General features: G+C 56.8%; 16 protein-coding genes. 8 read left to right on the top strand and 8 right to left on the bottom strand.

Annotated elements, in window-relative coordinates; all coding sequences use genetic code 11:
• Positions 1 to 50: 50 nt before the first annotated feature.
• The gene (locus DXY30_RS06435; RefSeq protein WP_115093849.1) at positions 51 to 557 is read left to right on the top strand and encodes a hypothetical protein; all 507 of its coding nucleotides are present in this window, start codon (positions 51 to 53) and stop codon (positions 555 to 557) included.
• A gap of 91 nt (positions 558 to 648) precedes the next feature.
• Here the strand turns inward: DXY30_RS06435 and DXY30_RS14560 are convergent, their stop codons facing one another.
• The 3 genes from DXY30_RS14560 to DXY30_RS06425 form a co-directional block, all read right to left on the bottom strand.
• A complete protein-coding gene (locus DXY30_RS14560; protein ID WP_256359544.1) occupies positions 649 to 783 on the bottom strand; it encodes a hypothetical protein in 135 nt (44 codons plus the stop codon).
• A 514-nt stretch (positions 784 to 1,297) separates the two neighbouring features.
• A complete protein-coding gene (locus tag DXY30_RS14045) occupies positions 1,298 to 1,450 on the bottom strand; it encodes a hypothetical protein (RefSeq protein ID WP_170951170.1) in 153 nt (50 codons plus the stop codon).
• 362 nt (positions 1,451 to 1,812) lie between these two features.
• Positions 1,813 to 2,064: a hypothetical protein gene (locus tag DXY30_RS06425; RefSeq protein ID WP_170951169.1), complete on the bottom strand. Its 252-nt coding sequence runs from the start codon at positions 2,062 to 2,064 to the stop codon at positions 1,813 to 1,815.
• Between the two features lie 404 nt (positions 2,065 to 2,468).
• On the opposite strand from DXY30_RS06425, the gene mfd reads away from it, so the two are divergent.
• Both mfd and DXY30_RS14040 read left to right on the top strand, forming a co-directional pair.
• Positions 2,469 to 6,047 (top strand): transcription-repair coupling factor, encoded by a 3,579-nt coding sequence (gene mfd, locus DXY30_RS06420; protein ID WP_115094244.1) that lies wholly within the window; start codon positions 2,469 to 2,471, stop codon positions 6,045 to 6,047.
• Positions 6,048 to 6,126: 79 nt separating this feature from the next.
• On the top strand, positions 6,127 to 6,294 hold the full coding sequence (locus DXY30_RS14040) for a hypothetical protein (RefSeq protein ID WP_170951168.1): 168 nt from the start codon (positions 6,127 to 6,129) through the stop codon (positions 6,292 to 6,294).
• A gap of 1 nt (position 6,295) precedes the next feature.
• Here the strand turns inward: DXY30_RS14040 and DXY30_RS06415 are convergent, their stop codons facing one another.
• From DXY30_RS06415 to DXY30_RS06400, 4 genes are read right to left on the bottom strand one after another with little or no spacing between them, the layout of a single operon-like run.
• Positions 6,296 to 7,645: a S41 family peptidase gene (locus DXY30_RS06415; protein WP_115093847.1), complete on the bottom strand. Its 1,350-nt coding sequence runs from the start codon at positions 7,643 to 7,645 to the stop codon at positions 6,296 to 6,298.
• Positions 7,646 to 7,679: 34 nt separating this feature from the next.
• A complete protein-coding gene (gene ispG, locus DXY30_RS06410) occupies positions 7,680 to 8,876 on the bottom strand; it encodes a (E)-4-hydroxy-3-methylbut-2-enyl-diphosphate synthase (RefSeq protein ID WP_115093846.1) in 1,197 nt (398 codons plus the stop codon).
• Positions 8,873 to 9,460, bottom strand: a complete 588-nt coding sequence (locus DXY30_RS06405; protein WP_115093845.1) for a uracil-DNA glycosylase — start codon at positions 9,458 to 9,460, stop codon at positions 8,873 to 8,875. Before DXY30_RS06405 ends, ispG begins: the two co-directional genes overlap by 4 nt.
• Positions 9,457 to 9,858 carry a VOC family protein gene (locus tag DXY30_RS06400; RefSeq protein WP_115093844.1) on the bottom strand — a complete coding sequence of 134 codons (402 nt, stop codon included), beginning with the start codon at positions 9,856 to 9,858 and terminating at the stop codon, positions 9,457 to 9,459. Before DXY30_RS06400 ends, DXY30_RS06405 begins: the two co-directional genes overlap by 4 nt.
• Positions 9,859 to 9,944: 86 nt before the next feature.
• Here DXY30_RS06400 and DXY30_RS06395 point away from each other — a divergent pair, with 86 nt between their 5' ends.
• The 5 genes from DXY30_RS06395 to DXY30_RS06375 are packed head-to-tail and all read left to right on the top strand — an operon-like array spanning position 9,945 to position 14,963.
• Complete coding sequence (locus DXY30_RS06395; protein WP_115093843.1) at positions 9,945 to 11,123, top strand: pyridoxal phosphate-dependent aminotransferase; 1,179 nt, start codon at positions 9,945 to 9,947, stop codon at positions 11,121 to 11,123.
• A 27-nt stretch (positions 11,124 to 11,150) separates the two neighbouring features.
• Positions 11,151 to 12,074 (top strand): putative selenate ABC transporter substrate-binding protein, encoded by a 924-nt coding sequence (locus tag DXY30_RS06390; RefSeq protein ID WP_115093842.1) that lies wholly within the window; start codon positions 11,151 to 11,153, stop codon positions 12,072 to 12,074.
• Positions 12,071 to 12,775: a phosphonate ABC transporter ATP-binding protein gene (locus DXY30_RS06385; protein WP_115093841.1), complete on the top strand. Its 705-nt coding sequence runs from the start codon at positions 12,071 to 12,073 to the stop codon at positions 12,773 to 12,775. Before DXY30_RS06390 ends, DXY30_RS06385 begins: the two co-directional genes overlap by 4 nt.
• Positions 12,754 to 14,280: an ABC transporter permease gene (locus DXY30_RS06380; protein ID WP_115093840.1), complete on the top strand. Its 1,527-nt coding sequence runs from the start codon at positions 12,754 to 12,756 to the stop codon at positions 14,278 to 14,280. Before DXY30_RS06385 ends, DXY30_RS06380 begins: the two co-directional genes overlap by 22 nt.
• Complete coding sequence (locus DXY30_RS06375; RefSeq protein ID WP_115093839.1) at positions 14,277 to 14,963, top strand: GDSL-type esterase/lipase family protein; 687 nt, start codon at positions 14,277 to 14,279, stop codon at positions 14,961 to 14,963. Before DXY30_RS06380 ends, DXY30_RS06375 begins: the two co-directional genes overlap by 4 nt.
• A 225-nt stretch (positions 14,964 to 15,188) precedes the next feature.
• On the opposite strand, the gene DXY30_RS06370 is transcribed toward DXY30_RS06375, so the two are convergent.
• Positions 15,189 to 15,407 (bottom strand): PCP reductase family protein, encoded by a 219-nt coding sequence (locus DXY30_RS06370; RefSeq protein ID WP_371638738.1) that lies wholly within the window; start codon positions 15,405 to 15,407, stop codon positions 15,189 to 15,191.
• Between the last annotated feature and the right edge of the window lie 22 nt (positions 15,408 to 15,429).

Here is a 15,429-nt window from a genome sequence, read left to right as displayed (position 1 = left end):
AATCGTTACCTTATTGACGCTTCAAGGAGTGTTTTGCGTTACGGTTAGTCATGGAAGATCACAACCGTCTTGTCCGGCAGTTGATAAATGCCCTTCGGGACGATATGTCCGAAGCAGGTCGCGAACTCAGGAATCGAAGTGCTTGGGATCTTCAGTGCCCTGTCGTCATTATCGACGCCCGTACCAACCCGCATCGCATCGTCCGAACATCTGTTCGGGGCGTTACCGGTGCAATAGCCACAAGCAACGTCATCGACGATCCATTGATTCGCTCATTTCTTGAGCGTTTCCATGAGGTTGGTGCAGATGCAGCTCTTGATGAGTTTATGCATGGTTCTGAAGCAGAACGTTTCGCCGAACTTTGGGACATTTACAACGATGAAGCACAACAACAGGGCTTAGCGGTTTGGTCCCATAGTGACGCCGCAAAATTTGTGCTCAAGTCGAAATCGTGCTTTTACGATGGCCAATTGGCCTGCATTGCGATCACAAAGGCTGATGATCGTGATGCCCACGACGTTCTGACCTTCTCAGTCGACGCTTGCTGGTTGTCTTGAGTGCAGCGAAACTCTGTACTCAAGCCAGTGCTCGGAAGGTTCCTCCAACGCTGCCTGGCAGTTTCTTAGATGACCAAGGGGCTCCTGCAAGTCAGGAGCGGATCAGTTGCAAAACAACCAACAGTGCAGAAGCTCCAAGAACCCAATAAAGCCAGCTCAGCTGGGGAATTGTGAACGCGAACACAAGCCCGATCACAAAAAAGATCAGAAAACGGCCGAGGGTCATGAATTCACCATTACTTCCGTATTGAACCGAAAACCAGGCGCTAGGCCAGCTTCTCTGATTTTGATCTCGGAGGTGGTTGGGGATTGAACATGATGGGTATGGATGAAGCGACGAGTACCGCTCCCACAGTCAACAGCACAAGCAGAGGGATCGGACGCACCAGTGGTTGACGCTGTAAAGGTGTCGCGCAGCTGGAACAAAACGGAATAACCCCCTTCGGAGGGTGCAGCACAAGCGCTGGACCACAACAGCAAGACGGGCAGCGATAGCGCGGCATCACCGGTGGAACGTAGCTCATCGCATTTTATTGATTGAATATGGGATAATTGCCATAAATTTTGTAGTTGCAGCAAATTCACTAAATTGTGAAACTAGTGAGTGCCAATTGGGTAGGTATTCAGATAGATGGCGACGTTCTAGTCAGCCAATTCATTCTGATCGGCCATGGATGATCTCTGCTCTTGTGCCTAAGTCTGCGCCATTCGTGTTGATTGAGTGTCATCCGTCGGACCGATCAAGTCGCAATAGCCAAGGCGACATTGAGAACTGCCAGCCCTACCAGGAACACGCCTGCTAAGAGGGACGCTTCGGGGAAGTACTTGGCGATTACAAAGCCAACCCCAAGGAACACTGACGAGAGCAGGACGGCTGTGAGGTCAGTCGCCATGAACAGGTGCTAATTGGCCAATTCAGCTTGACAAAACTTCTTCTCAACCGTGACGGTTTCAGGCCACCCACCCATTGACCAGATCAGATCCGTCACTTCATCGGCATTGATCCATCGCATGAGGCCGGTGACGACGTCAGCACCTGAAAGAGAGAATTTGCCTTCGGGTCACCTGCGCCACCCTCCCAAAGCGAAGCTCCCCCATCCGCTCGTCCCCACCCTTGTCTCTCCGTTGTTCTGCACAGATCACATCGTGACCTGATCGGACATGAAGGAACCACGCAGTACAGCTTCTAACAGGATCGCCGTGCTCGACAGTCATCCCTCATCGCCTGCCCAGTACGGCTGAACTTATAGATCGACTAAGTGGCGCGAACACTGTGTCCTGGCTCAAGGTCCCACGTCCAACCAGCGAGAGCTTCAATCTGTTGGTCGTCCGATTTAATTAACATCTCAGTAAACTCTTCCATTATTGGATTTAGATCCTCTTCATTGATATCAATGTCTTTAGCTGCTAATAAGTACTTTGAAACCAAAAGCTTTCGAACTGTATTGATGTCAATCTCAGGGTGAGCACTCGTGACGCGAGTGATGCGGTCAGTGTGCTTTGTCATTGTTACAGGCATACCAACTAAAAACTAGAGTCGAATAGACCGCTGCATGTAGCTTTCGTTGCTTTCACGAGGATCATTAGACGCACAACAAGCATCTTTTGAAATTGTTCACACGTTCCCGTTAAAAAGAAATCAAAAGATTCAGAGTGATATTGGTTTGGCAATTTAAAGCCTCGTAACGCGAGAAGACTCATCTCGCCGCTGTGCTTCTAAGCCCGCACTCATTTTGCAAGTGATCAGTCGTGCTGACGAAAGGCTCTCGTCTAGAGACTCGACGAGGTGAACGGGAATACATCTAACGGTTCGCTTGCTGGGTTGTTGTAGGGACAGCTGATTGGCTTACCGCTCGAACCTCACTTGACACCTGTGGATTGCGAAAATCGGTGATTGCCGAAATCTCCTCCATGCCGCTCCGTTCTCTGGTGACCAAGTTGCGGGAAACTGCACTCACCGGTGAGCTCGATGAGCGCTCCAGCCGCGCCGATCGTCTGTTGATGCGCGGAGCAGGCCGTTGCAGCCGTGCACTGGTCTCCAGTGCACTCGCCCAACGTCGAGGCACGCCTCTACTGGTGGTGGTCCCAACGTTGGAGGAAGCAGGGCGTTGGACGGCGCTTCTGGAGTTGATGGGCTGGAACCAGGCAAGCCTGTATCCCACCAGCGAAGGTTCTCCCTACGAACCCTTTGATCCCACCAGCGAAATCATCTGGGGACAACTCCAAGTTCTCAGTGATCTGTTGGGTGATCCCGATGCATCGTCATGGGCCATCGTGGCAACGGAACGCTGTCTCCAGCCGCATCTCCCACCTCCAGATGCGTTGAAGAGCACGACTCGCACGCTTCGTAAGGGCGATGAAGTCGATCTGGAAGAGCTGGGCGAAACGTTGGCCCAGCTCGGTTACGAGAGAGTCACAACAATCGAGCAGGAAGGAAGTTGGAGCCGTCGGGGCGACATTGTCGATATCTTCCCGGTGAGCAGTGAGCTGCCTGTTCGGCTTGAGTTTTTCGGCGAAGAACTCGACAAGCTGCGTGAATTCGACCCAGCAAGCCAACGATCACTTGATGCAGTCGATGCTCTTCGACTGACTCCAACGGGGTTCGGACCACTTGTGGCTGATCAGCTGCGCACGTTGATGCCTGATGGATTGGAGCGACTCCTCGGGGATCAAGCCACAGAACAACTTCTCGACGGTGGCACGCCGGAAGGCATGCGTCGGCTGATGGGCCTGGCCTGGGAGCAACCAGCCTCCCTGCTCGACTACATCCCTGACACCACAACAATCGTCATTGATGAACGTCGCCATGGAGTAGCCCACGGCCAGCAGTGGCTTGCCCACGTTGAAGAGCATCACCTTGAAATGGCTGCTGAGGCAGGTCTGGATCAATCCGAGTGCGAACAGATCTGGCCTGCAGTTCTGCATCGCAATATCGACGCCGCATATGGGTTGACCGAGGTCTTCCATGGCTTCGACATGGCAGAACTGCTGGAGGTCGACCAGCACGCCAACAGCTTCGATCTGGCCAGCCGACCTGTCCCGGCCTATCCCAACCAATTCGGGAAGCTCGGAGAACTGATCAAGGGATTTCAGACCGAACGCACAGCTGTTTGGTTGATCTCCGCTCAGCCAAGTCGAGCTGTTGCCTTGCTGGAAGAGCACGACTGCATCAGTCGTTTTGTTCCAAACGCGGGAGATACCAACGCCATCTCGCGACTGATTGAGCAGAACACACCCGTTGCTTTGAAAGTGAGGGGGACTGCAGAACTGGAGGGGCTGCAGCTGCCGGCTTGGCGGATTGCACTGGTGACAGACCGTGAATTCTTCGGGCAGCAAAGTCTGAGTTCGAGTGGGTACGTCCGTCGTCGCCGCAAGGCGGCCAGCCGCACCGTCGACCCCAACAAGATGCGACCTGGGGATTTTGTCGTGCACCGGAACCATGGAATTGGACGGTTCAAAGCCCTGGAAAAACTTGCGATGTCCGGTGACGTTCGCGACTACCTCGTGGTTCAGTACGCCGACGGAATTCTGCGCGTCGCAGCCGATCAACTAGGGAGCCTTGGTCGATATCGCGCCACAAGTGAAACGCCGCCTCAGCTCAACCGCATGGGTGGCAGCGCCTGGAACAAAGCCAAGGAACGGGCGAAGAAGGCGGTTCGCAAGGTTGCCCTTGACCTGGTGAAGCTGTACGCGGAACGACAGCAAGCAGCTGGTTTTGCGTTCCCAACAGATGGCCCCTGGCAAGTGGAGATGGAGGACTCATTTCCCTACGAACCAACGCCAGATCAGCTGAAAGCCACATCCGACGTGAAACGGGACATGGAGAAAGAGGAGCCGATGGACAGGCTTGTGTGTGGTGATGTTGGCTTCGGCAAGACGGAAGTCGCTATTCGCGCAATCTTCAAGGCAATCACCGCCGGGAAGCAGGTGGCGATGCTGGCACCGACAACGGTGTTAGCCCAACAGCATTGGCGGACGTTGTCGGAACGCTTTGCTCCCTATCCGATCAAGGTTGCGCTGTTGAATCGCTTCCGCACAGCATCGGAGCGAAAAAACATTCTGGACGGACTCAAGCAAGGAACCATCGATGCGGTGGTGGGAACGCATCAGTTGTTGAGCAAAGGAGCCGCCTTCCAACAACTAGGCCTACTTGTGGTGGACGAAGAACAGCGTTTCGGGGTTAACCAGAAGGAAAAAATCAAAGTGTTGCGGAAGGACGTGGACGTTCTCACGTTGTCGGCAACGCCAATCCCCAGAACGCTGTACATGAGTCTTTCGGGGGTTCGGGAAATGAGCCTGATCACGACGCCACCACCATTGCGTCGCCCGATCAAAACGCACCTGGCCTCACTCGATCCTGAAGCCGTACGAAGCGCCATCCGCCAGGAACTGGATCGGGGGGGACAGGTGTTTTACGTGGTTCCCCGTGTGGAAGGAATCGAAGAGGTGGCCGCTGGCCTAAGAGACATGCTGCCGGGCCTGAAACTGCTGGTGGCCCATGGCCAGATGGCCGAGGGCGAGCTGGAAAGCGCCATGGTGGCTTTCAATGCCGGCGAAGCCGATGTGATGCTTTGCACCACCATTGTTGAAAGCGGCCTGGATATCCCTCGCGTCAACACAATCCTGATTGAGGACGCACACCGTTTTGGTTTGGCCCAGCTGTATCAACTGCGGGGCCGAGTTGGTCGCAGTGGGATTCAGGCCCACGCTTGGCTGTTTTATCCCGGAAACGCCTCGCTGAGCGATAACGCCCGTCAACGGCTTCGTGCCATCCAGGAGTTTGCCCAGCTGGGCAGTGGCTATCAGCTCGCGATGAGGGATATGGAGATCCGTGGGGTGGGCAATCTGCTCGGTGTGCAGCAAAGCGGCCAGATGGAAACCATAGGCTTTGATCTCTACATGGAAATGCTGCAGGAATCGCTGGCCGAAATTCAGGGGCAGGACATTCCCAGTGTTGATGACACCCAGGTGGATCTTCCGGTGACCGCCTTCGTACCTGCCGATTGGATCACCGACCCCGACGAGAAAATTGCTGCCTACCGAGCTGCTGCTGATTGCCTAACGGCCGAAGCTCTCGTGGAACTTGCCGCGGGTTGGGCCGATCGCTACGGGGCACTGCCTGCTGCAGTTGTGTCTCTTCTCCAGTTGATGGAACTCAAACTTCTGGCGAAGCGCTGCGGCTTCTCCAGGATCAAACCGGAAAAACCCAACGTGGTGTTCGAGACCCCCATGGAAGAACCGGCATTCCGCTTGCTACGCCAGGGCTTACCCCAGCACCTGCATGGCCGTTTGGTTTATCAGGCCGGCAGTGGCATCCAACACAAAGTGATGGCCCGTGGTCTCGGCGTGCTGCCCATGGAGAAGCAACTCGAACAGCTCATGGAGTGGCTTCGATTGATGGCGGCCCAGATTCCCGATGCCGATGGCAAAACCGAGGCGCAGCGCCAAGAAGAGCTGAGTGCCAAGAATGCAGAAGTGGTTGAGGTCTGAGGCCTGAACCCAATTCTGAGAAAAACGTTACCAACCACGCAATTCTTCGTTACAATGACAGCAACGAAATCCGTTAGACATGGGTGAATTCGTCGAAATCGGTGCCGGTGGCGTCTCTCTGGAACTGATCAGCGGCGTTTTCTGTGCCACAGCACTCGGTGTATATGCCCTGTTCCAACCTGGAGCGTCCGACGATGACGACTCCAACGGTGGTGGCGGTGGTGGCTTAATGCAGCCAATCGCCTGATTTACGGCAAGGCGTAACTCAGATTTGCTTTGCCTGGCTGGAATGTTGTGCCTGCCTGCATTCCCTTGATTTGTTTTAGCAGGGTGCCTTCTGCAGTTCTGTATTGGCTGTCCCTCTGGGTCCCTAAGTCATCAATCGTGAAATTTTTTATTTCCTTTTCAGACATCACTGCAGAGATATCAGGTTTGATCCCGTTCTTGTGAATATCCGTTCCTTTGGGCGTTAGATATTTCGCGATTGTGACCGTTAGGCCTGATCCGTCCGCCAGGCCGCGCACGGCTTGGACAAGACCTTTGCCAAAGGTTTTCTGACCTACGAGCTGAGCGCGGGAATTGTCTTGCAGTGCCCCGGAAAGAATTTCACTGGCACTGGCGGATCCCTGATCGATCAGCACCACAAGAGGCTTGTCGGTGATCGCGCTGCCAGTCGCACGCCTGACATCGCGAATTCCTTCACGAGTGCGGGTGCTGACGATGGTGCCCTCGTTCAACCATTGACGTGCAATGTCGACGCTGGCCTCAAGCAATCCGCCAGGGTTGCTGCGCAGATCGAGCACATAGCCCTCTGCACCCTGAGACTCCAAATCCTTGATGGCCTCTCGCATCTCACGAGATGCGTTTGCATTGAACTGCTTAAGCCTGATGTAACCCACCTTGCGGCCGTTGGGGGCCGTATTGAGTGTGGACTTCACGGCATGAATCTCAATGCGCGCCCGTTTCAGCGGCACATTCAGAACCTGACCCTGGCGCCTGAGTCCCAACACCACATCGGTCCCCTCAGGGCCACGGATCAACTTGACAGCGTCCTCTGTGGTCATGCCCTTCGTGGAGGCACCGTCAATGGAAACGATGACATCCTTGGGCTGAACCCCGGCACGGGATGCAGGCGTTCCCTCAATTGGAGAGACAACGATTAACTCCTTGGTGACCTTGTCGAGACTGAGCTGGATGCCAACACCCAACAGCTCTCCCGAAGTGTCAATCTGCATTTCCTTGAACTCCTTCGGATCAAGAAAACGCGTGTAGGGGTCATCGAGGCTCGACAACATGCCACGAATCGCCTCGTAGGACTCAGCACTGCCTCCATAGGACTTGCTCAACAGATCGCTGCGCAGTTGGCGCCAAGTCGTCTCGTCGTAGGAGCCCGTGGAATCTAAATAATCTCGATAAACGATCTGCCAGACCTGATCAATTACCTCCTTGGGGCTGTCACGAATCGACCCGCCGGAAGCCGATGGCAGGGAGAACCCAGGAGAGCTGAAGCCAATGGCTGTGGCAACACCTCCGACACCGAGCATCAGGAGCAGTGGAGTCGACCGAACAAAGGAACGCAGGCGCTGACTCCGGACCATGTCCCCTCAGGACTGAGTCTTCACCCTAACGAGATCAGGCGGGCTCGACCCAGCGACCGTCCTCTTTGATCAACTGGATCAGAGCCTCAACGCCATCAGCTTCCGGAACCTTGCCGATTTCTTCGCGACCGCGATACAGAGCGATGGTTCCTGGCCCTTTGCCGACATAGCCATAGTCCGCATCAGCCATTTCTCCAGGGCCGTTGACGATGCATCCCATCACGGCGATATCAAGACCCTGCAGATGCTGAGTCGCATCCCGCACTTTGTGCAACACCTCCTCCAGATTGAACAAGGTGCGACCACAACTGGGGCAGGCCACGTACTCGACCATGGTTTTGCGCAGTCCCAGCGACTGGAGGATCGAGTAACAGACAGGAATTTCCTTTTCTGGTGATTCCGTGAGCGAGACCCGCAAGGTGTCGCCGAGACCATCCGCCAACAAAGTGGCGATCCCCGCCGTGCTCTTGATCCTTCCGTAATCTCCATCTCCGGCTTCTGTTACACCCAGATGCAACGGGTAATTGAAGCCTTCCTTGTCCATGGTGTCTGCCATCAGCCGATAAGCCGCAAGCATCACCGGAGCTCGCGAGGCCTTCATCGAAATCACGATGTTGTGGAAATCAAGCTCATGGCAGATCCGAACGAATTCCATCGCTGATTCGACCATTCCCTCAGGGGTGTCCCCGTAGGTGAAGAGCATCCGCTCGGCAAGGGAGCCGTGGTTGACCCCGATTCTCAGGGCTTTGTTCTGATCCCGCAGCAGGGTGACCAGGGGTTCAAAGGTCTCGCGGATGCGCGCACCAATGGCCTCGAACTCATCCTTGGTGAACTCCTGCCGGTCCGGATCGGGTTTATCGAAAACAAAAAGACCTGGATTGATTCGAACCTTGTCGACATGCTTGGCGACTTCAAGGGCAATCTTGATGCCGTTGTGGTGAACATCAGCCACAAGGGGAACCGTGCAACCCTGCGCCCTCAGCGAAGCCCGGATCTTGGCCATGGCTTTGGCATGACCAATCGAAGGGGTGGTCACACGAACGATTTCGCAGCCGGCCTCTACAAGCCGCAGGATCCCGGCAACCGACCCCTCAATATCGAGAGTGTCCTCATTGATCATCGACTGCACCACGATCGGGTGCTCACTTCCCACAGGCACATCCCCCACCATCACGGTGCGGGTTACACGGCGGTGGATCTTGGTGTCGTAACGCCGATCCAGGGCAGTCATGGAGCTGAGTTGGAAGCAGTCCAAGGCTCGCACAGGCGATGACGAACCGCGGCGAGATCCTGTCGGGTCAGATCTATGGGAGCACCTGCCGCTTTGGAGGGATTCCGCAGAAGATACGAAGGGTGAAAAATCGGCATCACAGCCCGTCCATTCCAGCTCTGCCACTGGCCGCGTAACTGGGTCATGCCTCCTTTGATCCCGAGGATTGCTTCCACAGCGGTTGCTCCGGTGAGCACAATCACTTTGGGGTTTATGGCCTCAAGTTGAAGATTCAGCCACGGACGGCAGGCGGCCAGCTCTGCTTTCTTCGGTCGCCGGTTATTCGGCGGTCTGCACTTGATGGCATTGCAGATGTACAAATCACGGGAGGGGTCAAGGTCCACCTCCCTTAGCAATTGATCAAGCGCACGACCGGAGCGACCTACAAAAGGAATGCCCTGGTCATCTTCCTGAGCTCCTGGGGCTTCACCAATCAGCATCAGATCAGCGTCTGGATTGCCGCGACTGATGACGACTGTCTGTCGCGTGCTGGCCAGTTCACAGGCCGTGCAGAGGTTGCAATCCTCCAGGCTTGAACCGGTCATGACATCGAATCAGCAGAGGCCAAGGGAGCCAGCAGCAACAGAGGATTGCCCTCAGGATCCTTGATCCAGGCCTCAGCACCAAAGGCTTCGACCCGCGCTTCCTCCAGAAGTGATCCACCACGCTCAAGTGCCGTGCTGAGAAGACTTTGAAGCTCAGGCAGCGGATCTAGCGATGGATCCAAACGTAAACAAGGTGCCAACGCACGCCCACGCGTTGGGAAAGACCGCTTGCGCGAGGGCCTGTAGATCTCAAGCCGGGTTCCATTGCCAAACTCAACGACGCAGTGGTGGTCTGCCATCCCAGGAATCAACCTGGCCTGGAACAAGTCGCTGTAGAAGCGGCCAAGTTTGCCGGTGTCATCAGCGGCCAGAACCCAGCTGATCTGCATCGCGTTCATTTGTGCGGTGACTTCAAGGTTGTCTGCGACACCATTTGAGGCAGGATGATGTCGTTTTAAACGCGCCGCGGGGAGGTGCGTTACTGATGCCACGCCCGCCAGAACTTTCCGATCGGGCCGTGGCCCTGAAACCCTCCTTGACGCTGGAGATCAGTGCCAAGGCCAAAGCGCTCCGTGACAGCGGCAAAGACATCTGCAGCCTTAGTGCAGGAGAGCCGGACTTCAACACGCCTCCATTCATCGTTGAAGCAGCTCAGCGGGCTCTCGCATCAGGCTTCACCCGGTACGGCCCTGCATCCGGCGATCCAGATCTACGTGCCGCGCTCGCGCACAAACTGACTGTCGAAAACGAGATTCCAACCCAACCTGAGCAGGTTCTGATTACCAACGGCGGGAAGCAGGCGATCTACAACCTGTTCCAGGTTCTGCTCAATCCCGGCGATGAGGTGCTGCTCTCTGCTCCTTACTGGCTGAGCTACCCGGAGATGGCTGCCCTGGCTGGTGCCAGCACAACCATCATCCCCACGAAAGCTGATGAGGGATTCCACCTGGATCTCGACTTGCTGGAGCAGCAAATCACCACCCGCAGCCGTCTTCTGGTGATCAATTCACCCGGAAACCCCAGCGGTCAGGTCATGCCACGGGCCGAGCTCGAGGCTCTCGCCGAACTTGTGGCCCGTCACCCCCAGCTGATGGTGATGAGCGATGAGATCTATGAATATCTCCTGGCTGACGGCCAACAGCACTGCAGCTTTGCTGCGATTGCCGAGGAGATCCGCGAGCGTTGTTTCACCGTGAATGGTTTTGCCAAAGGTTGGGCCATGACGGGCTGGCGCCAGGGATACCTCGCCGGTGATTCAGCCGTCATCAAGGCCGCCTCAGCACTTCAGAGCCAGAGCACCAGCAATGTGTGCAGCTTTGCCCAACGGGGTGCCTTGGCTGCGATTGAGGGATCCAGGGACTGCGTTCGAGAGATGGCGATCAGTTACAACCATCGGCGCACGTTGCTCACAGAAGGACTTCTGGCGCTGGATGGCATCACGTTGACTCCTCCGCAGGGTGCCTTTTATGCCTTCCCGCGCCTGCCCGACGGGGCACCGGATTCCATGGAGTTCTGTCGCCAAGCCCTCGAACAGGAAGGCCTGGCTGTCGTCCCAGGTCTCGCCTTCGGCGACGACCGTTGCATCCGTCTGTCGTGTGCCGTGTCGGATGAGACGATCAACGATGGTCTGAAGCGTCTGAAGCGACTGCTCAGTGCCATCTGATCCACTCTGATCCTCTACGACCTCTGCATGTCTGTACGAGAACAGCGGGCCGTGATCGCCACCGGCCTAATCACCGGCCTGGCCATCACGGCCAGTTTGACCAGCTGTGCTGCTCCTGAAAAAGACGCCAAACAGGCCGTCTTGCAGATCGGAGCCATCCCAGACCAGAACCCGGAGAAACTGAATCGCCTCTACGGCGCGCTCTCAGAGGAACTCAGCGAAAAGCTGGAGGTTCCCGTTCGTTATGCACCGGTCAGCAATTACGCGGCGGCAGTCAGCGCCTTTCGCACCGGCAGCCTTGATCTGGTGTGGTTCGGCGGACTGACCGGCGTGCAAGCAAGGCTTCAGACGCCTGGCGCCCGCGTGCTGGCACAACGGAATATTGATGCCGAATTCACCAGCGTGTTCATCGCCAATGGCGCAAGTGGTTTACGCCCCTTTACCAGTGCAGACCAACTGGTTGAGCTGAAAGGACGCCGACTGGCTTTCGGTTCAGAGAGTTCCACCTCAGGCCGCCTGATGCCCCAGTACTTCATGGGGGAAAACGGAGTAAAACCTGACGATCTCGCGGGTGGAGGTCCCGGCTTTAGCGGTAGCCACGACGCAACCATCGCCGTGGTGCAAAGCGGTGCCTATGAGGTGGGTGCCTTGAATGAGCAGGTCTGGCGCAGCAATGTGAAGGACGGTCGTGTTGACCCAGACAAGGTGAAGGTGATCTGGAGGACACCGCCCTACGTCGATTACCACTGGGTTGTGCGCCCCGATCTTGATGCTCGCTTTGGCGATGGCTTCACCGACAACCTGCAATTCTCGTTGTTGGAGCTATCGGCAGAGACAGAAAATGGTGCCGCGATTCTGGAGTTGTTCGGTGCGGAACGCTTTATCCCTGCTAAGGACGGCGACTACGTGATGATCGAAACTGTGGGTCGACAGCTCGGCAAGATCCGTTGACGGCTCTTCTGGAGCTGACCCAGGCCTGCCTGGGTCAACGGCTCCAACCGATCACACTGACGCTTCGCGCGGATGAGAGGGTTGTTTTGCTCGGTGCCAGTGGCGCCGGCAAAACCACTCTGTTGAAGCTCTGCAACGGGGCCTTAGAACCTGAGGCTGGATCGGTGCACTGGTGTGGGCAACCCCATCAACACCTGTCGCGGCGGCAACAGCGTCGCATCGGCACGCTCTGGCAGGACCTACGCCTGGTGGAGGAACTGAGTGTCATCCAAAACATCAACAGTGGCGCCCTCGGACGCCATGGTCTGCTCTGGGCTCTTCGAAACTTGATGGGTCCCCTCGAACAGGACTGCTGTCTTGAGCTAATGAACCAGGTCAATCTGGATGCCTCACTCTTAAATCAGCCCGTTCGAGAGCTTTCGGGAGGTCAGCGCCAACGGGTAGCCCTGGCCCGCTTGCTGCGTCAGCTGCCTGAAATGGTTTTGGCTGACGAGCCCCTTTCGGCTCTCGATCCCACCCTTGCGGACGATGTCCTCAACACTCTTCTGCTTTTACCGGCGAGCCTGATCAGCCTGCATCGCCCCGATCTGATTCATCGATTTGATCGGGTTTTGGGGCTTCGTCATGGTGCCTTAGTGATCGATGCGGCCCCGGAGACGATTCATCGTGATCAGATGGAATGGCTGTACGCATCACCCTGAAACCGGCTCTGCCGCTGATCCCACTGTTACCTGGCCTGAGTCTGCTTGGCATCGTGGCTGCGCTGTTAAGGGACGGTCATGGCGGAGGGCTGCCTCTTCTGCAGGAGTTCGCTGTTGCAGCGGTGCATCCGTCACTCGATCCAGTTGTGTTGGGAAGCTTGCTGAACGGGCTTCAGATCACCCTGATCATCGCGTTGCTGTCGTGGGGAATCAGCAGTGTTCTCGGCGTGGGACTCGGTCTCCTCTGCTCCATCACCGTTTCGGAGATTGTGACGGGTGTGAGCTGGCCAGCAGTGCTTCTACGACGCTGCCTGGCCCCCCTCCGAGCTGTTCATGAACTGATTTGGGGGCTGTTGTTGCTCCAGGTGTTCGGGCTGAATGGCTGGGTTGCTGTCTGCGCTATCGCCATTCCCTACACGGTGCTGATGGCGCGTGTGATTGCCGATCAGGTGGACTGTCATGTCTCCCCTGCCCTTCCTGTGCTCAAGGGCAGCGGCGCCGCACCATGGGCCGTCATCTTCACGGGTCTTGTTCCTCCATTGGTGCAGCCGCTCTGCGACCACATTGGCCACCGCCTGGACTGCGCGCTTCGCTCAACACTGATTCTTGGCGTGTTCGGCCTCGGTGGGTTGGGTACGGACCTCAGCCTCAGCCTGCGCTCGCTCCAGTTTCAGGAGATGTGGAGTGGCCTGTGGTTGCTGGCCATCGCCATGGTGATTCTCGATCGTTGCCTTCGAATGCTGCGTGCCTGGTCGCGGATGCTGATCATTCCAGTGCTGAGCCCTTTGATCGCCATCACCTGGGGCACACACCTGGATCTGCAGCTGTCATGGCCTGTCGGCCAGTGGTCTGCGCTCTTCGCCAACGTGATGGATGGGTCGCAGGGCCTGAGTGCTGCCCTTGAGATCTCTTGGCCAGGGGTGATTGCATCAACGTTGTGGATCACTCTGATTGCCGGTTGCTTTGCCACGGGCTTGCCTCCTCTGCTGCTTCTGGCTTGGCCTGGTCAGACCAGCCTCCGGATCCAGGACTTGCTGTGGCGAGCGTTTCGACTACTCCCGGCCCCGCTCACAGCACTGCTGTTGCTGATGTTGGCCAAACCGAGTCTGGCCCTTGCAGGGCTGGCCCTTGGGCTTCACCACAGCGGTGTGATGGGACGGGTGTTGATGGACGACATTCGAAACACAGGGTTGCGTTCCGCCCAGACGCTCAAGTCCTGCGGGGCTTCCCCACGGGTTAGCTGGCTCTATGGACCGCTGGCGGATGTCAGCCGCCAATACCTCACTTATGCGATCTATCGAATCGATGTGATCCTGCGCGACACCGCAATCATTGGACTCGTCGGGGGAGCCGGCCTTGGCTGGCAACTGATGGAAGCCCTCAGTTCCTTTCACTGGTGGTTGGTGTTTTGGATCGTGCTGACATCTGCTGTGCTCACGCTGCTGGGTGAGAGCCTGGGCGAACGTCTTCAGGGGAGCTGGAACAGCCGAGCCATGGCGTTATGAGCGGTTCAAACGAAGCACCCCGTCAGTTGATCGTTTTGGGGGACAGTGGGGTGCATGGATGGGGGGACCATGAGGAGGGCGGTTGGTGTCAGCGGCTTCGCATGCGCTGGATGAATCTGCCTGCTGCTCCAGTCGTCTATCCACTGGGCGTACGCGGAGACGGCTTGGAACGCGTCGCGTCCCGCTGGCGGAGCGAGTGGTGCTGTCGCGGTGAACTGCGCCGACAGACACCTGGCGGGCTACTACTCAGTGTTGGGCTCAATGACACAGCCAGAGTTGGTCGGATCGACGGCAGACCGCAGCTAGATGTGGATGCCTATGCCTTCGGCATCGGCCAGCTCCTCGGCGAAATGAGGAGGGAGATTCAGGTCTTTGTTCTGGGCCTCACCGCTGTGGATGAGCACGTCATGCCTTTTGCCGGCTGCCTCTGGTACACCAATCGGCAGATCGCAGCGACAGAAGCAGCCTTGGCGGAACAATGTCGCGAGGCAGATGTTCCCTTCCTGCCCGTGCATCAGGAGATGCAGGAGGAGCCCGACTGGTTGACCTGGATGGAACCCGATGGGATTCATCTCAACGCCGAAGGACACCGCTGGCTGGACCGGCGCCTGGATCAGTGGGCGCCGTTACGCCAATGGGCCGGACTCTCACCCCATAACACATCAACACCTGTCAGCATGTAAACGACCCCCACGAGAACGACTAATGTGTGAGCCTCCTGACATTGGTGATCAGACTTGGGACCTGACCGCTCTGCAGAACGTGCTTCCGGCAATCACCCTGCCCAGCGCAAAACCACACTCAAGTGGGACGACAACGGTGAACTGACTGCCGTTGATATGGCAAGGATTATTGACAGGCTCACCCAGCCAGAGCTTCGACGATGCGATCTGGACCCTTCCTGAAACTCAGCTTGGCGCCATCGCCTGCTTTGCGGACTGGTAGAAGCTCAGATCGATGTCAGAGCGTCCTTCTGAATTCGCCATCGCCTCAACGCGTTTGCGGACAGCAGGACGCACGAAAAAAGGAACATCTTTTTTGAGGGCTGCCAGGGCATCTGGTTGCCAGTCCATTCGTCCAAACCCTTTGCACCCATGATCCGGCACGAAAGTGCCGAATTGCGGCACCAAAGGGGCGACCGGTTGAAAG

This window comes from Synechococcus sp. UW106 (assembly GCF_900474015.1).
In the GTDB taxonomy this organism is placed as follows: Bacteria; Cyanobacteriota; Cyanobacteriia; order PCC-6307; family Cyanobiaceae; genus Parasynechococcus.
The sequence above is the reverse complement of the archived record's forward strand: the minus strand, read 5'-3'. Positions and strand labels throughout refer to the sequence as shown.

Excerpts from the sequence above, each read along its gene's own strand:
- DXY30_RS06395 (WP_115093843.1), top strand. The coding sequence starts at position 9,945 with ATGCCACGCCCGCCAGAACTTTCCGATCGGGCCGTGGCCCTGAAACCC.
- mfd (WP_115094244.1), top strand. The coding sequence starts at position 2,469 with ATGCCGCTCCGTTCTCTGGTGACCAAGTTGCGGGAAACTGCACTCACC.
- DXY30_RS14045 (WP_170951170.1), bottom strand. The coding sequence starts at position 1,450 with ATGGCGACTGACCTCACAGCCGTCCTGCTCTCGTCAGTGTTCCTTGGG.
- DXY30_RS14040 (WP_170951168.1), top strand. The coding sequence starts at position 6,127 with ATGGGTGAATTCGTCGAAATCGGTGCCGGTGGCGTCTCTCTGGAACTG.
- DXY30_RS14560 (WP_256359544.1), bottom strand. The coding sequence starts at position 783 with ATGACCCTCGGCCGTTTTCTGATCTTTTTTGTGATCGGGCTTGTGTTC.
- DXY30_RS06390 (WP_115093842.1), top strand. The coding sequence starts at position 11,151 with ATGTCTGTACGAGAACAGCGGGCCGTGATCGCCACCGGCCTAATCACC.
- ispG (WP_115093846.1), bottom strand. The coding sequence starts at position 8,876 with ATGACTGCCCTGGATCGGCGTTACGACACCAAGATCCACCGCCGTGTA.
- DXY30_RS06415 (WP_115093847.1), bottom strand. The coding sequence starts at position 7,645 with ATGGTCCGGAGTCAGCGCCTGCGTTCCTTTGTTCGGTCGACTCCACTG.
- DXY30_RS06375 (WP_115093839.1), top strand. The coding sequence starts at position 14,277 with ATGAGCGGTTCAAACGAAGCACCCCGTCAGTTGATCGTTTTGGGGGAC.
- DXY30_RS06435 (WP_115093849.1), top strand. The coding sequence starts at position 51 with ATGGAAGATCACAACCGTCTTGTCCGGCAGTTGATAAATGCCCTTCGG.
- DXY30_RS06425 (WP_170951169.1), bottom strand. The coding sequence starts at position 2,064 with ATGACAAAGCACACTGACCGCATCACTCGCGTCACGAGTGCTCACCCT.
- DXY30_RS06380 (WP_115093840.1), top strand. The coding sequence starts at position 12,754 with ATGGCTGTACGCATCACCCTGAAACCGGCTCTGCCGCTGATCCCACTG.
- DXY30_RS06400 (WP_115093844.1), bottom strand. The coding sequence starts at position 9,858 with ATGAACGCGATGCAGATCAGCTGGGTTCTGGCCGCTGATGACACCGGC.
- DXY30_RS06405 (WP_115093845.1), bottom strand. The coding sequence starts at position 9,460 with ATGACCGGTTCAAGCCTGGAGGATTGCAACCTCTGCACGGCCTGTGAA.